The sequence below is a fragment of the Butyrivibrio proteoclasticus genome (assembly GCF_900115735.1).
In the GTDB taxonomy this organism is placed as follows: domain Bacteria; phylum Bacillota; class Clostridia; order Lachnospirales; family Lachnospiraceae; genus Butyrivibrio; species Butyrivibrio proteoclasticus_B.
Genome location: NZ_FOXO01000020.1, coordinates 27,734 through 44,429, shown reverse-complemented (window position 1 = coordinate 44,429; position 16,696 = coordinate 27,734). Strand labels below are relative to the sequence as shown.

The following is a 16,696-nucleotide window of genomic DNA, read 5'->3' as shown; positions in this document are numbered from 1 at the left end:
TCGTAACGTTTTATAGTATATTTTTCAATATCCTTTACCTCGAAACAAACATAATGTAAACTAAAAGGAGTTTTGAAAAGGACAGATTTTTTAATGAAAAAGACATTTTTACATAAATCATTAAGCGTATTTATTGTTGCTTCGCTGCTTTCCGGATGCAACATACAAGATTTCGGCAACACTTCAATTCCTGATTCTTCTGCCGACTCAGCAGTTGTTTACTCAACTACTCTGACTCCTGCAGCACCTTTTAACGGTGCATCTTATATCGAAGAGTCCAGTCTTACTTCTGTAGGTCAGGAACTTGCAGATGCTGAAGATGACGTTGACATAGAAGATGCCATAGCAGGCATAGAAATTGTGCAGAACTATGATACCGAACTAAGCGTTCCAACTTTCATCACCAAACAGGGTGATAACTGGTTCATAGTAGATTGTTATCACAATCGCGTTATTTACTCTCAGGACCTTAATGCACCTCTTGATGAATGGTACATCATGTCAAGCGATGCCACACAGCCACATACCATAGCAAGCGATGGCACTGTATACATGATCGACGACACAGAAAATAACAGAGTTCTGGTATATGAAATAGTTAATGATAAATTCGTTCATACCCAGACCTTTTATGATATTGGAAACAGACCACATTACACTGTTTACAACGAGATTACGGATACCTTTTATGTGTGGAGTTCTACTACCGGCGAGCTTTACTGTTTCAGACACACATCGGATTCAAGCAGAATGTACTTGACCGATATTCGCAAAATTGACGAACTTGATGGCATTTATGTCCGCTCTTTTTCTATAATTGATGGATACATTTACTTTGTTTCAGGAGTTTCCGACACAAATTCTGCCGCCGCTTCTAACATCATAATGTGCGACCTTGACACTTTAGAGATAAAAGAAAAATACACCGTCCCCGCAGAAATTGCAGGAATGGTGCAGATTACTAAAATTCAGGATTATTATTATATTTCAGTTTCAACAGATACAACAGGCTCACAGGACTTCGCAACCATAATAAAGACAGCCTCCCTGTCCGACTTAAGTCAGGGAAAATACGAAGACATCTATTCAGAATACTTTATTGGAGGAGGAACCCCTTACTACATCTCAAATGTAGATGACACCTATTTTCTTACAGAACACAGACTTAAAGGTCACTCAATCTGGTCTTTTAAAGTTACTGATAATAACATAACGGATGTCACCTCAATATTTTAAAGTTCCTGTCCCCTTACAATTTTTTTAATACTTCTCAAATCTTCAGCGGTTATCTGATGTTCACTGTATCTGGCCTTTTCATAAATACTAAAGGCCACAGACACTCTTCCATTTGATGCCTTTTCAAGTTCACTTGGTGTCTGACTTTTCTTAACATCAGTATAACCGCTTCCATTTTTAATATACTTCCTGAATAAGAGTCTGACTCTCCCCTCATTACTGAGCCTCATCTGCAAAAAAGATCCATTTCTTTTTCCTGATTTTTCACTTTCTTTTTTATCAAACGGACTTAAATACTCAACTTTATCACGCCCAAGCTTATCCTTAAGAACATTCCTTGAGTTCTTCAACGTCTTGTAAAGTCTGCCTATCCCCCTTATCAAAAGAACTATCGCAGCAATAAGAACAACTGCTGCCAAAACCCAGTAAAGAAATTCCCATATGCTGTGCCAAATGGAATCATCTTCATAATCTTGCGGCAGAAGACTCTGGAGATTACCAAATTCCTGTTTCTCCTGGAGCGGCACATATTCTTCCGGTTCTTTAAAACTTAAAAATCCAAAAAGCCACCTCAAGAAACTAATGACAAGATATTTTACCGCAGCAGCAATTTCTTTTCCGTAGTCGAACAAGGTACAGATAAACATTGAAACAGCCACAGTCATCACTGACAAACGCACCATTCTGCCATTATTCTTTTTTACCATCTCTATTGGAACACTTGAACCATCTTTAAAGGGAACCATTGCATCCAGTATCTGTCTGGCATTGTAATATAAAACCGCCAGAATTCCCCACACTGCTTCGCCCACAAGAACCACGATCACGCCTTCCTGTATTTTAACGATCCTGCAAAAAATGTAGAGACCAATAAAGAAAAAAGCCTCCGAAATCTCAGGATAAAAAACAAGAGTTTCTCTTATCCTCTCAAGAGCAGTGATTATTAGCACCAAAAGCAAATTGATGCACAAAAAGACAATGACCACTTCCTTCTTAAAGCCAAGCCTCAGAGACATTACACTTAAAAAATTCAGGCATAACGCTATCACTATGTTGTTTATTATCCTTAATATTTCTATTCTCTTATTCATGTATAACCACTTTGAAATCGATTTTTAAATTTTCCGGACGTTCCTGCTTCATATCCTTGGTTAAAGGGCACAGCCATAACAGTTTCCCGGACTTTTGAGCCAAGAAACCTGCTGCCTTTAAAGAATCATCACCTCTGGTGGTAGAAATATAGCAAAATGTTGTATTTTCTATATCAACGTTTGCCACTTCTCTTTCCACCAACTCCGCCATAGAATTGGGTAACGTCTTCTCAAGGTCAATCCTTGCAAGAGCTCTTTTTATGCTAACCATATGAAGTGATGATGCTCCCGCCATAATAAAGATGCTTTCCCCTGTAACCTTGTCTCTACCATTGGTCAAAAGAGATACCGGCACATTTTCCTCGATAAATCTCCCCGCTAAAGACATAGTTAGTCTTATGCAATCCTCCAAAAGTTCCCTTTCGAACAATATTCCCGGTTCATCCACATTTAAAATAAACATCACTTCCTGAGAAGATGTATGATCATGCAGGTTCACCTTCAGATTTCCTGTCTTGGCAGTTGCCTTCCAGTTCACCATGTTCTGCGGATCGGTCTTGGAATAATCCCTGATCCCACGAAAAGTAAAATTATCCTCATACAAAAAACGCTTTGAAAGCACATCTCCCATAAGCTGTCTAAATGGCACTTCTGTCTTACTGACAGAAAGCGGCGCCGGATAGACATAGAGATTCGTGTGCTGTTCAAAGGTGTTATATCTGATATCAGGGCTAAAAAGATCTGATGCCTTGAGAGAAGTCTTCAAAATGCTAAAATATCCTCTCTTTTGACAATCAAGTTCCAACTTTCTTGTTATTTTTTCATATAATCCCAGGCTAAATACGTCCGTCACATTGACCCTGTCAGAGACAGAGGAATTGGTCTCTTCTGAAAATGTAAGTCCCCTATCAGTCTGAAAGCTGACCTGCAAGATGTGCAGGGGCAAAAAATTCCTGTTAGTGATAACTTCCTGTAAATGAGCCTTCTCGCCCTCATTTACTGCTTCTTCAACAAAATCAAGCCTCGCCATAAGCCCTTTGTCCCAAAAATTACCAAAGAGCCATTTTTCCAAATGATATAAAGCGAAAATAACTATTGGTATAAGTATAATAGGCATCAGAAATCCTCAGTCGGTACAGAAATTTCATCAAGAATGCTATGAATTATTCCACTTGCATCCGTATTCACTCCATAGCCGGAAGCCAGAATAAGTCTATGAGCCAAAACAGGCACTGCAAGTCTCTTGATATCCTCAGGAACAACATAGTCCCTTCCTTCAGCAAAGGCCAAAACTTTGGCACAGTTAAGAAGTGCAAGACTTCCCCTTGTGCTAACGCCGGAAGAAACATCTCTTCTTTTTCTGGTAGCAACTATAATATCTGCTATGTACTCCTTTATCTGAGGGTGAACTTTTACCTTCATAGCCTCACCATGCATTTCTTCTATTTCTTTTGGACCTGTCACAGAGCTGATCTTTTCTAAAGCTTCTCCGCTTCCACTACCATCAAAGCGCTCTAGAATTTTTATTTCTTCATCTCTGTCAGGAAATCCGACAGACAGCTTCATAAGGAATCTGTCCAGCTGCGCTTCAGGGAGAGGGAAAGTTCCACTAGTCTCAACTGGATTCTGTGTCGCAATAACAAAAAACGGCCTCTCAAGAGTTCTTGTCTGCCCGTCAATTGTAACCTGCCTCTCCTCCATACATTCAAGAAGTCCTGCCTGTGTTCTTGGAGTTGCCCTGTTTATCTCATCCGCCAATAGAATGTTACAAAAAACCGGACCCTTGTTAAAAACAAACTCTCCCTTAGACATCTGATAAACATTAAGTCCTGTGATATCAGACGGGAGAAGGTCCGGTGTAAACTGAATTCTCTTAAAACTTCCATCTACTGATCTGGCCAGTGCCTTAGCAAGCATGGTCTTGCCGGTTCCAGGGACATCTTCTAATAGAACATGTCCACCGGCCACCATAGCAACCACCGTCAAAAGAACTGTCTCGTCCTTACCAACTAACACCCTGCCAATATTGTCTCGGATATCCTTTATGCTCCCCATATCAAACAACCACTACCTTGTTTCTTCCTGTATTTTTGGCCTTGTACAAAGCTGAATCAACATTCTGTATAGTCTTCGCGAAATCACCCGTGTACTTGGAAACACCCACAGATACTGTAAATGGAACAGGTGTATCTGTAGCAGCCTCTATATCGCGCCTGAACTGTTCCATTCTTGCGCAGGCATTATTCACATCGCAGTTCTTGAAGATAATAATAAATTCCTCACCGCCAAATCTGATAACATAATCATCACCGTGAGTTTCAGTTGAAAGCTTTTTACCTATATACAAAAGTGTAAGGTCCCCTGTATAGTGACCATGCTCATCATTAACCTGCTTAAAGTAATCGATATCAAGCATTGCTATTGCAATAGGCTCCTGAGCATCAATAAGAGCATTCTTTGTTACAATTTTTTCCAAAAGGTGTCTGTTATAAACCTGAGTGAGTGGATCTGTAACCATCGCAAGTTCAAGCTTCTGACGAACCCTGTAATGATCAAGGTAGTACAATGTCAAAAGAATGTGTGAACATACAACCGCAAGACCAACCGGAATCTGCAGTGCAAGGATAATATCAAGGTTTGGATAATGATTAAAAGTGTTGGTGATAAGGATCTCAAGAATAAAGATCACACTGGAAAGGAAGGTATATCTTGGCCTTGAAACGAATCCAACGGTCAAAAATACCACGTTCATGATAATAAAGCCTTCACTGGCATGAACCTTGATCTCAAGATGATAGATGGCCCACATAGTTGCCAACACTATGCAATGGGCAAGAGCAAAATCCAAAAAGGTAATGAGCTTGCTGTCACGCACAAAATTAATGAGCACCAAAAAAAGCGCCAGCGCCACAAGTATTGAAAATCTGGGAATAAGTGTCGGAAGATAAGTGCCATTGAGCAAATAATCCGAGAAAATATATGTAATAGAAACAAATGCGCCAACCACTAAGCTGATAGCCACATAATTCTGATAATAATCGCACTTTGACTGGTAAAAATCAGCCAAATCATCATCATTCATAGAACGGTAATCTTTAAATAGGTTCCATAAAGCTTTAGCATTCTCAATAATTTTCATAAACACAACTCCCCTAATACAATATTGTACTAGGAATACATAAATTTCGAAAGCTATTTTTTGAATAAAAAACATCAAAAAAGGATGCGACACAAAAGCCGCATCCCCTGTGATTATTCTTCTGAAGTATCTCCAACCGGCTTTCCACCTGTTGCAAGCCACTTAAGATATGCATTGATAAATGGATCAAGATCACCATCAAGAACGCCATCTGCGTTAGATGCCTTAAATCCTGTTCTTGTATCATTAACCATTGTGTATGGCTGAAGTACATAGGATCTGATCTGGCTTCCCCATGCATTATCCTTCACTTCACCACGAATTCCATCAAGCTTTGCTGCCTGTTCTTCCTGTTTCATGATGAACAGTTTAGCCTTCAACATCTGCATAGCCTTATCTTTGTTCTGGAACTGTGAACGCTCATTCTGGCAAGCAACTACAACACCTGTAGGAATATGTGTGATACGTACAGCTGATGATGTCTTGTTGATGTGCTGTCCACCGGCACCACTTGAACGATATGTATCAATTCTAAGATCATCAGGATTGATCTCTACATCTACGTCCTCTTCAATATCAGGCATAACATCGCATGATACGAATGATGTCTGACGCTTAGCCTGCGCATTGAACGGGCTGATACGAACAAGTCTGTGAACACCATGCTCTGACTTTAACAGTCCATAAGCATTTGTTCCTGAAATCTGGAATGTAACTGATTTGATTCCTGCTTCATCTCCGTCGAGAAGATCGAGAACTTCTGTTGTAAAGCCCTTTCTCTCTGCCCATCTTGTGTACATACGATAAAGCATGCTTGCCCAGTCACAAGCTTCTGTTCCGCCTGCTCCTGCATTGAGACGAAGGATTACGTCATATTTATCATAAGGCTGATTGAGAAGATTGCTGATACGGATATTCTCTAAAGTCTCTTCAAACTCATCAAGCTCTGATCTGATTTCAGCAGCCATATCATCATCATCTACGCCTTCTGCATTCTGCATATCAATAAGGTCAATAATATCACCGTACTGATTGTTAAGTCTTTCGATGTTTTCAACAAGATCCTGCATATTCTTAAGATCTTTTGTCTTTTTGTTGGCCTTTTCTGCATCATCCCAGAAACCAGGCTCTTCCATCTCACGGCTAAGCTCTTCAATTATTTTTTTCTTAGACTCAAGGTCAAGGGAAGCAGTTACTTCTTTTAAAGTATCCTGCAAGTTCTGAATCTCAACCTTCATCTGATCTAAAACTACCATATACTTACCTTTCTAATTACTTAAACTCTTCCATGACAATTCTTAAACTTTTTACCACTTCCGCATGGACATGGATCATTTGGATAAACCTTAGCTTCAACTCTCTTAACAGGAGTCTTTGCAACTGAATCATCCTTATTTGTTCCTGTAACCTTGGCTACCTGCTCACGCTCAACCTTCTCCTCGATGTGAACATGGAAAAGAAGTCTTACTGTATCTTCCTTGATGTTTCTGGTCATATCATCAAACATCTCGTAGCCTGCAAGCTTGTACTCAAGCTTAGGATCTCTCTGGCCATATGCCTGAAGACCGATTCCCTGACGGAGCTGATCCATATCATCGATATGATCCATCCACTTTCTGTCAATTACTTTCAGAAGGATTACACGCTCAATCTCACGGATTGTTTCTGGCTCAGGGAACTCTGCTTCTTTTGTCTCGTAAAGCTTAACAGCTTCCTCTTTTAACTGCTGAAGAAGACCAGCCTTTGTAAGAGTTTCAATGCGGCCTCTTGTAATCTTCTTAAGTGGTACAGTTGGAAGAAGTAGCTCATTGAGTTCGCCAAGATTCCAGTTATCAGGATCATTTTCCTCTCCAACAACTGTTTCTACTGCATTCTCTACAATATCCGTTATCATCTTGTAGATAGAATCCCTCATAGAGTCACCATCGAGAACTTTCTTACGTTCTGCATAGATGATTTCTCTCTGCTCATTGTTAACCTGGTCATACTCGAGAAGGTTCTTTCTTATCGCATAGTTGTTGGACTCAATCTTCTTCTGAGCTGATTCAATAGCCTTTGAAAGAGATGAGTGCTCAATTTCCTGTCCATCAGGAATCTTAAGAGCATTGAACATTGCTATAAGTCTCTCTGAACCAAAGAGTCTCATGAGGTTATCCTCAAGTGAAAGGTAGAACTTGGATTCACCGGGATCACCCTGACGTCCGGCACGACCACGGAGCTGATTGTCGATACGTCTGCTCTCGTGTCTCTCTGTACCGATGATCTTAAGTCCGCCTGCTGCCCTTGCCTCTTCGTCAAGCTTAATATCTGTACCACGGCCTGCCATGTTAGTAGCGATTGTAACAGCGCCGTGCTTACCAGCCTCTGCTACTATCTCAGCTTCCATTTCATGGAACTTGGCATTAAGTACCTGATGCTGAATACCACGTTTTCTAAGGAGCTTACTTATTTCCTCAGAAGACTCAATAGTGATAGTACCAACCAGTACAGGCTGTCCCTTTGCATGAGCTTCCTCTACTGCATCGCAGATAGCGTTCAACTTCTCTTTTTTAGTCTTATAAACTGCATCCTGAAGATCCTTACGGATAACAGGCTCGTTTGTAGGAATCTCGATAACGTCCATTCCGTAGATATCACGGAATTCTCTCTCCTCTGTAAGAGCAGTACCTGTCATACCACATTTTTTCTCGAACTTGTTAAAGAAATTCTGGAAAGTGATAGTAGCAAGAGTCTTGGACTCTCTTTTAACCTTAACATGCTCTTTTGCCTCGATTGCCTGGTGAAGGCCGTCTGAATAACGTCGTCCCGGCATTACACGGCCTGTGAACTCATCAACAATAAGAACTTCATCATCCTTAACGATGTAATCATGATCTCTCTGCATAAGGTTGTTTGCACGAAGAGCAAGGATGATATTATGCTGAATCTCAAGGTTTTCAGGATCAGCAAGGTTCTCGATTCTAAAGAATCTCTCAACCTTGGCAACCCCCTGTGCTGTAAGGTTTACAATCTTATCCTTCTCGTTGACGATAAAGTCACCGGTCTCTTCTCTCTCAACACCCATGATGGCATCCATCTTAGTGAGATCTTCCATATCCTCACCACGTGTCATCTGCTTTGCAAGGATGTCACATGCCTCATAAAGCTTGGTTGATTTATCAGACTGACCTGAAATAATAAGAGGTGTTCTTGCTTCATCAATAAGGATAGAGTCTATCTCATCGATGATGGCATAGTTAAGTCCACGAAGAACACACTGCTCTTTATAGATCGCCATGTTATCACGAAGGTAATCAAATCCAAGTTCGTTGTTTGTTACATAAGTGATATCACAGTTATAAGCAGCTCTTCTCTCTTCAGAAGTCATACTGTTTAAAACAACACCGACAGTAAGACCAAGGAATTCATGGATCTTACCCATCCACTCAGCGTCACGCTTTGCAAGATAATCGTTTACTGTTACTACATGAACGCCTTTACCCTCAAGGGCATCGAGGTAAGAAGGAAGAGTAGCTACAAGTGTCTTACCTTCACCGGTTCTCATCTCAGCGATTCTCCCCTGATGAAGGATAACGCCACCAATAAGCTGTACTCTGAAGTGTTCCATTCCAAGAACACGCTTACCTGCCTCACGAACTGTCGCATATGCCTCTGGCATAATATCATCAAGTGTCTCCCCATTTGCCAGTCTCTTCTTGAACTCATCTGTTTTGCCTCTGAGTTCTTCATCGGAAAGAGCCTGCATCTTTGGTCTCATAGCCTCAATTGAATCAACAGTACTGCGAATTCTCTTAAGTTCTCTCTCGCTATGTGTACCAATAATCTTATCAATAATACTCATGTTTTATTCCTCATAAAAAAGGGCATAATAACCCAATATTTTAGCAAAAGTCCGTTGTACATTGTAGCAGATTAATAATAGCTTTTCAATACGCTTGTCGTCATAGCAAATATCTAATGACATGCCCCTCATGCGCAAAAAGGTGCCGGTCAAAATGACCGACACCACTGATAAATTATCAATATTCTTTTGCCTGTTCCTCACCATTAAGTACTCGAATAGCACCCTGTGCAAGAGCAAGAAGCTCATCCTCGCCCGGATATACAGTTACAGGGCAGATCCAGTCAACTCTCTCTTTGATGGCATCAGTGATCACCTGGCCGTAAGCAATACCACCTGTAAGAATGATCTGGTCAACTTTACCCTTTAGTACTGTTGCGCAAGCACCAATGTTTTTACAAATCTGGTAAACAAAAGCATCACGGACAAGAATAGCCTTCTCATTACCCTCTTCGCACATCTTGTTAACTTCTCTCATATCGTTAGTTCCAAGATATGCATTAAGTCCGCCGCCTCCGACGATTTTCTTCTTCATCTCATCATATGTGTACTTGCCTGAGAAGCACATATCTACAAGAGCCTTTGCAGGAATACCATTGGCTCTCTCAGGTGAAAATGCACCGTCACCGTTAAGTGCTGCGTAAACATCTATCATCTTGCCGTTTTTGTGAACACCTGTTGATGTACCACCACCCATGTGTACAACAATTACACTGATCTCGTCATATTTTTTGCCAATTTCTTTAGCGTATCTTCTTGCAACAGCTTTCTGATTAAGAGGATGGTCGATAGATACACGTTCAATCTCAGGAACACCTGAAATACGTGCTACAGGTTCCATCTCGTCAACTACAACAGGGTCAACAATGTAAGAAGGAACACCGATCTCATCACCGATCTCTCTTGCAAGGATGCCGCCAAGGTTAGAAGCATGCTGGCCCTGAACACCCTTTCTAAGATCCTCTAAAAGAGCATCTGTGCACTCATATGTGCCGCCCGGGATAGGTCTTAAGAGACCGCCCCTTCCAACTATTACGTTAAAAGACTTAATATCAATACTCTCTTTTTTTAGGAAATCAAGAATGATGTTCTTACGGAAATCCTTCTGATCGATTATGCTTGCGAACTGATTGATCTCCTCAGTGCTGTGTCTTAATGTTTCCTCTTTTACAAGAGTCTCATCTTCAAAAATACCAACTTTTGTAGAAGTAGAACCGGGATTTATGATCAAACTTTTTATCATGATTATTCTCCTATTTTTAATGTAGTTACGCCTCGACAAAACCTCGTCAAGTTCTCTCAGCTTACTTATTTGCTACTACTGCAGCAAGTGCGATTGAGTTAACCTTAACTTCAACAGAATCTGATCTTGATGTAAGGATTACCGGTGCCTTTGTTCCTGTAAGAATGTTACCGTTCTTAACCTTCGCAAGTCTTACGATAGTCTTGTATGTAAGGTTTCCTGCGTGGATATCAGGGAAAAGAAGGATATCAGCATCGCCGACGATCTTTCTGTCAAGTGCTCCTGCTTTGTGCTGAGCTGCCTCAGGATCAATTGCAAGGTCCATTGAAAGAGGTCCGTCAACGATACAGTTCTTGATCTCGCCCTCTTCGTTAAGTCTTGTGAGCTCTGCTGCCTCAACAGTAACAGGCATCTTAGGGTTAACAACTTCTACTGCTGCAAGTGGAGCAACCTTAGGGCAGTCAACACCGCAAGCTCTTGCAACATCTACTGTATATTCAATAATAACTTTCTTATCTTCAAGTGTTGGATATGGCATGAAAGCAACGTCTGTAAGGAATAAGAGACGATCAATGCCTGGAATTTCAAATACGCAAACATGAGAAAGCGGACGGCCTGTACGAAGACCAACTTCTTTATCAAGAACGCTCTTAAGGAAGTCTTTTGACTCAAGAGCACCCTTCATGTAAATATCAGCCTTGCCTGATGACACAAGTGAAACTGCAGTACGAGCTGCCTCAATAGTATCCTTAACATCAATGATCTCAAAGTCAGAAAGGTCCATTTCAACCTCTTTTGCCTTCTCCTCGATCAGGTCCTTATCACCAACAAGGATAGAATCTACGATTCCTCTCTCTTTTGCAATCTTGACAGCCTCAAGTACGTGTGTGTCCTGTGCAACTGCAACAGACATTTTCTTGGTGCTTGCTGTCTTAAGTTTAGCAAGAATGTCGTCAAAACTCTTACTCATTTTAATAAACCTCCATTTGTCTATAAACTAAAGAAAGTGTTAAACTTCGCCATATGACAAAAGTTTAACACTCCCTATTGTTAATTTCAACGTCTTTATAAATTTTTTATTAGAATTTAGAATCCTTCCATTCTGCGCTGTTTGCGGAATTCACGCCTCTTGATGGCACCCTCCCACTCAGCCTTTTCATTTTCAGTCTTTATATTAAGTCCGTAAGGAACAAGGCATGGTGTCCCGTCGTCATCGATGCACACCTCAGTAAGATATGCTCTGTTGAGCACATGGCGCATTCCCGTCTTAACATCCTCAACATAGGTATCTACCCTTACTTCCATTGAAGTTTTGCCAACATATGTGATCTTGCCTATCATTACAAGAACATCTCCGAGAACTGCCCCCTGTTTGAACTGCATATTGTCGATTGCTGCCGTAGCTATAGGATTTCCTGAATGCCTTACAGCTACTGTTCCTGCAACCTCATCGATCCAGCTCATAAGTTTTCCGCCGAAAAGTCTGTCCTCGGCGTTGATATCATCATACTTAACCACCTTAGTCCATTCTGTGATGGAATCCTCAACATTTTTGTTTGCTATCTGCTTGTCAACATGAAAAACCTTGCCCATACTCGATACCTCCAAAAAGAGATTTTTATACCTATAATTCTAACCTAAAATTCATATAAACGCCATCTCAATCATCATTACTCTTTGTTTAAAAAAATGCTGTATGCTATTATAATCTAAGAATATTTTTAGGAGCATTTTAATGGCAAAAATCAGCTTTATCATTCCCGTATATAACACAGCCAAATACATTGCCAAGTGTATGGATTCTGTTTTAGGACAGACATTTTCAGATATAGAGATAATCATTGTAGATGATGGTTCAACCGATGGTATTAGTCCTGTACTTTGTGATAAGTACGCAGACAAAGATACACGTGTCAAAGTAATACACAAGGCAAACGGAGGTCTCATGTCCGCATGGATTGAGGGTTCGAAAGCCGCCACATCTGATTACTTATCTTATGTAGACAGCGATGACTGGATTGACCTTGATTTGGCAAAAGAACTGATGGCATTCACTGACCCATCTTTTACAGATTCAGAAATTATTTCCAGCAACTACATTGTTGAAAAAGCAGGCGAACGCCGCAAGGAAACTCAGTCTCTTGCACCTGGAATTTATATGGGAAAAGACCTCGAAGAGCTACATTCGCACATTCTCGGCGATGAAGTACGACCGATCACCATGTCCAGATGTATGAAGCTTATTTCAAGAAAGCTCCTTATGGAGAATCTGAAATACTGCAATACTGACATCTCTATGAGTGAAGACGTGAACATTATTCTTCCGTGCCTTCTGGACTGTAAAAGACTTGTAATAGTAAAGGAAGGATATTTTTATCACTACAGACTTGTAGGTTCATCCATCGCCCATTCCTACAGTCCCAAACTGCTTACCAATCTTGAACTTACCGATAAAACCTTTAGAAGTATTTTCGCCGACAAAAATATACCTGATTATGACAGACAAATGGACAGGGAATATGTCATTATGCTGCTCATTGTGCTAAAAAATGTACTTAGAAGCACTGACATGGGCACCATCAAAGGTGTCAGGGAAATATTCCTGAGCCCTGATATAAGAAAAAAAGTGATGTCAACCAAGGTAAACATCACTTCCAGATCAAACCGATTACTCTATACCTGTATAAGACATCCCAATGCATTTACCGTAAGTTTATGCAAGTTAATCATTAGTATATATGACAAAAAAACCAATTGATATCAATAAATGCGGCATAAATCAACTGTTTATGCCGCATTTTCTATTACATATTTATGATGCCAAATACATTAAGTATCGCACTTACTAAAATAATAAGAACAAATAAAGGACAAAGGAATCTGATCATAAAAGAGAAGACTCTTTTTCTTTTGAATGGATGTCCATCCTGCTCAACTTCCGCTTCAAGCTTATCAATTCCCATAAACCTGGTTATAAGTACACATGTAGCGACAGCTGCTATAGGCATCATAACTGAGTTTGTAAGGAAATCAAAGAAATCAAGGAACTGCATTCCTATTATTGTCACAGAGCTAAGAGGCCCATTTCCAAGGGATGAAAGGCTTCCAAGTACAAGCATGATGACAATCATTATTATGCTTCCCTTTTTTCTGCTCCATTTAAACTCATCAGAAAATGTTGAAACTGCGCTCTCTGTAAGTGCAATGGCACTCGTAACTGCCGCAAACAAAACAAGTGCAAAGAAAAGGATTCCTATAATCTTACCAAATCCCATGCTTGCAAATATCTGTGGCATAGTTATGAACATAAGTGATGGTCCTGCCTTGAGCATGCTCTCATCTCCGTGATAAAAAGAGAATACTGCAGGAATGATCATAAGGCTGGCAAGAATAGCTATTATGGTGTCAAAGAACTCAACCTGCTTGGTTGAACCTTCAATGCTGACTTCCTTTTTTACATATGAGCCGAAAGTGATAAGGATTCCCATCGCTATTGATAAGGAATAAAACATCTGGCCCATAGCTGTAACTATAGTCATAATGGAAAAGTGCTGGAAATTAGGGACAAAGAGGTATTTTACCCCCTCCAAAGCACCCGGTCTTGTTACTGAGTATACACAGATAATAACTGCAATTACCACAAGAACAGGCATAACCATTTTTGATACACGCTCTATTCCGCCCTCAACTCCCATGAATATTACTATCATGACAAGAGCAGCAAAGACTACAAACCAAATCTCTGACGCAATACCATCAGTTATAAAATCGGTAAAAAAGGTATCACCCGCTATCACATTCACATCATTTGTGATGTATTCATAAAGATATTTGCATACCCAACCGCCAATTACTGAATAATAGGGGACGATCAAAATCGGGATAATAGCATTGATCCATCCGCCAAGTCCCATCCATTTATTGTTGCTGATACTGTTAAATGCTCCAACCGGACTTTTCTTGGTATATCTTCCAATAGCAGTCTCAGCAATTATCATGGTATATCCAAATGTAAGCGCCAAAAGAATATACACGATAAGGAAGATTCCTCCGCCATATTTAGCGCAAAGATAAGGGAATCTCCAAATATTTCCCAAGCCTACTGACGCGCCTGCCGCAGACAATACAAAACCAATTTTTCCTGAAAAAGATCCTCTGTGTTCCTGTTTCAAAATACTACTCTCCAATCTATAATAACTTCTTTCAAAAAAGCATAAAAAAAATTATACACTAACGCCTCAAAATACGCTACCGGTTTAACGCAATAAAATCCAAACAACAGGTCTTATTGCCCCACCTGGCTTATTTACTACTTTTTCATCCATAACGATTGTTCCGTCAACCGTTACAATTGGTGCAGTTATACATGGAGTTGTATTTTCACCTCTAAGCCACCACCATGAGGATCTGTAGCCTTTCATATCCCAATTGTTGACCTTGCTGGGAGTGTTGATGTTCACTCCGTTTCTGGTCGCAACATCTGTTATTGCAATTTGCCTTGCCTCATCATTTTCAAAAAACTCTTCTGCTTCCTCAGGGGTTAACAAAGTCAGCATATCCCCATCATTTTGAAGGATGATATCCGCTTCCTTACCACTAAAGCTCCCCGTGAACTCTTTTGAATTTATAAGCTTTCTAATATCTGAATCTTCCCAGGTTATCTCCTGATGATGCTGATTGTAATAGCTTCCTGCGATTCCATACTCGCACATAAGGCACAGCCTGTCGTCCTGCCTCTTTACAACTTCCCAGGTCAGCCTCTCTTTCCCGGGATTGTTAATCTTGGTATTATAATGCCCAAACTTTACTACATCGCCCACCTGCGCATCCTTAAAAACAGCGCATTCTTCACTGAATTCTTTTGAAATAACAACTGAATGGATTACAGGGATTGCTATTACTGCCAAGCCGCACATAAGAGCTAAAATGATCGCTACCTTTTTTAAATTTGTTTTTTTGCTCTTCGTTGTTTCAAAAGAATTATTCAAAAGTTCTTTTACAGCCTTGACAGCAAAATTTGTAACCGGCGCGATGACAGCCGCAAGGCCTATACTTACGCCAATTATGATCACATATCTTAACAAGTCACTCACCCTTATATCATGCAAAAGAGTATTCACCACATAGCCATGTACCAAAAACAGCGGAAGCAAAATGCTCCCAAGATACTCAAGTATTCTGCTTTTTAGCGGGAATCTCATATTGAGAAGAAGCACAAAAGTCGTAAAAATAATACATGTAACCATCTGTACAAATAGAGTTATCGCTGCAAAACTCGCCCCATCATGCACCCATTCACGATAATAGCCATAGTGATCAAGGCAATAGATATTGCCTGCTGTCATGAGCAGCGTAAGAATTCCCATCACAACAACAAATGGATAGTAAGCTCTTTTTAATTTACTCTCTATCTGTTCCTTGAACCTTGCATATATAAGCCCATAGCAAAAGCAGATCGTAGAATTGTACCACCACTCGCCTCTAAACCAGTGGACCTTTCCTTCATATGGATCATGGCCCTGGAAAAAGCTAAATCCAATCAGTGCAACTGTTAAAAGACACAGCAAAAACAGCGCCATGTCCTTGTTCTTCACAACTGAAAAAACGCCATAAAACAAAAGATACAAAATAACAATCTCTATCACAAACCAGCCATTACTGTTTACCAATATAAGACCAAGTATCTCTTTTAACCCCTTAACTAAACCAAGGGATTCTTTTTTATAGAACAACTGGGCCAAAACAATCAAAAGATTGGTAATCCAAAAAGGGATAAGCACCGCCGGAAGGCGTTTTTTAAGAAAACCTCCAAGATAGTCCTCTTTACTTAGATAGCTATAGATAAGCCCATATCCAGAAAAGAAAAAGAACAGTGCTGTGAACATAAATCCTATGTAACTAAATACAGTGATGGGTCCTTTAGGATTATTTCCATATGACGTTATCTGCTGTGTGACGTGATGTATCATGATTCCGATGCACGCAAGCGCCTGGATCTGCTTACTCTGCTTCAGATTTAGATAGTCCTGCGAAAACTGTATCTTTCTTCCCCTAAAGATGCCTTCCTCCATTGTCCATAATCCCCCACTCATAGTAATATGCATTCTTGAATCAACAATTCAAGAATGCATCAACCAAGCTAATTT

13 protein-coding genes are annotated in these 16,696 nt (G+C 40.2%); 2 read left to right on the top strand and 11 right to left on the bottom strand.

Going from position 1 to position 16,696, the window contains the following annotated elements:
• Positions 1 to 93 precede the first annotated feature (93 nt).
• Positions 94 to 1,236, top strand: coding sequence for a hypothetical protein (locus BM146_RS12500; RefSeq protein ID WP_074889521.1), 1,143 nt, complete (start codon positions 94 to 96; stop codon positions 1,234 to 1,236).
• On the opposite strand, the gene BM146_RS12495 is transcribed toward BM146_RS12500, so the two are convergent.
• The 9 genes from BM146_RS12495 to BM146_RS12455 all read right to left on the bottom strand — a co-directional run bounded on the left by BM146_RS12495 (position 1,233) and on the right by BM146_RS12455 (position 12,143).
• Positions 1,233 to 2,327 (bottom strand): hypothetical protein, encoded by a 1,095-nt coding sequence (locus BM146_RS12495; protein ID WP_074889517.1) that lies wholly within the window; start codon positions 2,325 to 2,327, stop codon positions 1,233 to 1,235. The genes BM146_RS12500 and BM146_RS12495 overlap by 4 nt on opposite strands.
• Complete coding sequence (locus BM146_RS12490) at positions 2,320 to 3,444, bottom strand: DUF58 domain-containing protein (protein WP_074889515.1); 1,125 nt, start codon at positions 3,442 to 3,444, stop codon at positions 2,320 to 2,322. The genes BM146_RS12495 and BM146_RS12490 overlap by 8 nt, the downstream gene beginning before the upstream one ends.
• Entirely contained in the window at positions 3,444 to 4,382 is a 939-nt protein-coding gene (locus BM146_RS12485; protein ID WP_074889511.1) for an AAA family ATPase, read from the bottom strand. Before BM146_RS12485 ends, BM146_RS12490 begins: the two co-directional genes overlap by 1 nt.
• Before the next feature lies 1 nt (position 4,383).
• Positions 4,384 to 5,466, bottom strand: a complete 1,083-nt coding sequence (locus BM146_RS12480; protein ID WP_074889509.1) for a GGDEF domain-containing protein — start codon at positions 5,464 to 5,466, stop codon at positions 4,384 to 4,386.
• 113 nt (positions 5,467 to 5,579) lie between these two features.
• Positions 5,580 to 6,722, bottom strand: coding sequence for a peptide chain release factor 2 (gene prfB / locus BM146_RS12475; protein ID WP_022774642.1), 1,143 nt, complete (start codon positions 6,720 to 6,722; stop codon positions 5,580 to 5,582).
• A gap of 20 nt (positions 6,723 to 6,742) precedes the next feature.
• A complete protein-coding gene (gene secA, locus BM146_RS12470; RefSeq protein WP_074889507.1) occupies positions 6,743 to 9,307 on the bottom strand; it encodes a preprotein translocase subunit SecA in 2,565 nt (854 codons plus the stop codon).
• Positions 9,308 to 9,485: 178 nt separating this feature from the next.
• On the bottom strand, positions 9,486 to 10,550 hold the full coding sequence (gene buk, locus BM146_RS12465) for a butyrate kinase (RefSeq protein WP_074889504.1): 1,065 nt from the start codon (positions 10,548 to 10,550) through the stop codon (positions 9,486 to 9,488).
• A gap of 61 nt (positions 10,551 to 10,611) precedes the next feature.
• Positions 10,612 to 11,520: a phosphate butyryltransferase gene (gene ptb / locus BM146_RS12460; RefSeq protein WP_074889501.1), complete on the bottom strand. Its 909-nt coding sequence runs from the start codon at positions 11,518 to 11,520 to the stop codon at positions 10,612 to 10,614.
• A gap of 116 nt (positions 11,521 to 11,636) precedes the next feature.
• A complete protein-coding gene (locus BM146_RS12455; protein WP_022774634.1) occupies positions 11,637 to 12,143 on the bottom strand; it encodes an acyl-CoA thioesterase in 507 nt (168 codons plus the stop codon).
• Between the two features lie 142 nt (positions 12,144 to 12,285).
• Between BM146_RS12455 and BM146_RS12450 the strand changes: the two genes are divergently transcribed.
• Positions 12,286 to 13,308 (top strand): glycosyltransferase family 2 protein, encoded by a 1,023-nt coding sequence (locus BM146_RS12450; RefSeq protein ID WP_074889498.1) that lies wholly within the window; start codon positions 12,286 to 12,288, stop codon positions 13,306 to 13,308.
• Positions 13,309 to 13,354: 46 nt separating this feature from the next.
• Here BM146_RS12450 and BM146_RS12445 read toward each other — a convergent pair whose 3' ends face one another.
• Positions 13,355 to 14,725, bottom strand: coding sequence for a sodium-dependent transporter (locus BM146_RS12445; protein ID WP_074889603.1), 1,371 nt, complete (start codon positions 14,723 to 14,725; stop codon positions 13,355 to 13,357).
• Positions 14,726 to 14,806: 81 nt separating this feature from the next.
• Positions 14,807 to 16,642 (bottom strand): acyltransferase family protein, encoded by a 1,836-nt coding sequence (locus BM146_RS12440; RefSeq protein ID WP_177201658.1) that lies wholly within the window; start codon positions 16,640 to 16,642, stop codon positions 14,807 to 14,809.
• Positions 16,643 to 16,696 lie beyond the last annotated feature (54 nt).

What these genes read in the sequence shown, in the direction of transcription:
- BM146_RS12500 (WP_074889521.1), top strand. Translation starts at nt 94, where the DNA reads ATGAAAAAGACATTTTTACATAAATCATTAAGCGTATTTATTGTTGCT.
- BM146_RS12495 (WP_074889517.1), bottom strand. Translation starts at nt 2,327, where the DNA reads ATGAATAAGAGAATAGAAATATTAAGGATAATAAACAACATAGTGATA.
- BM146_RS12490 (WP_074889515.1), bottom strand. Translation starts at nt 3,444, where the DNA reads ATGCCTATTATACTTATACCAATAGTTATTTTCGCTTTATATCATTTG.
- BM146_RS12485 (WP_074889511.1), bottom strand. Translation starts at nt 4,382, where the DNA reads ATGGGGAGCATAAAGGATATCCGAGACAATATTGGCAGGGTGTTAGTT.
- BM146_RS12480 (WP_074889509.1), bottom strand. Translation starts at nt 5,466, where the DNA reads ATGAAAATTATTGAGAATGCTAAAGCTTTATGGAACCTATTTAAAGAT.
- prfB (WP_022774642.1), bottom strand. Translation starts at nt 6,722, where the DNA reads ATGGTAGTTTTAGATCAGATGAAGGTTGAGATTCAGAACTTGCAGGAT.
- secA (WP_074889507.1), bottom strand. Translation starts at nt 9,307, where the DNA reads ATGAGTATTATTGATAAGATTATTGGTACACATAGCGAGAGAGAACTT.
- buk (WP_074889504.1), bottom strand. Translation starts at nt 10,550, where the DNA reads ATGATAAAAAGTTTGATCATAAATCCCGGTTCTACTTCTACAAAAGTT.
- ptb (WP_074889501.1), bottom strand. Translation starts at nt 11,520, where the DNA reads ATGAGTAAGAGTTTTGACGACATTCTTGCTAAACTTAAGACAGCAAGC.
- BM146_RS12455 (WP_022774634.1), bottom strand. Translation starts at nt 12,143, where the DNA reads ATGGGCAAGGTTTTTCATGTTGACAAGCAGATAGCAAACAAAAATGTT.
- BM146_RS12450 (WP_074889498.1), top strand. Translation starts at nt 12,286, where the DNA reads ATGGCAAAAATCAGCTTTATCATTCCCGTATATAACACAGCCAAATAC.
- BM146_RS12440 (WP_177201658.1), bottom strand. Translation starts at nt 16,642, where the DNA reads ATGAGTGGGGGATTATGGACAATGGAGGAAGGCATCTTTAGGGGAAGA.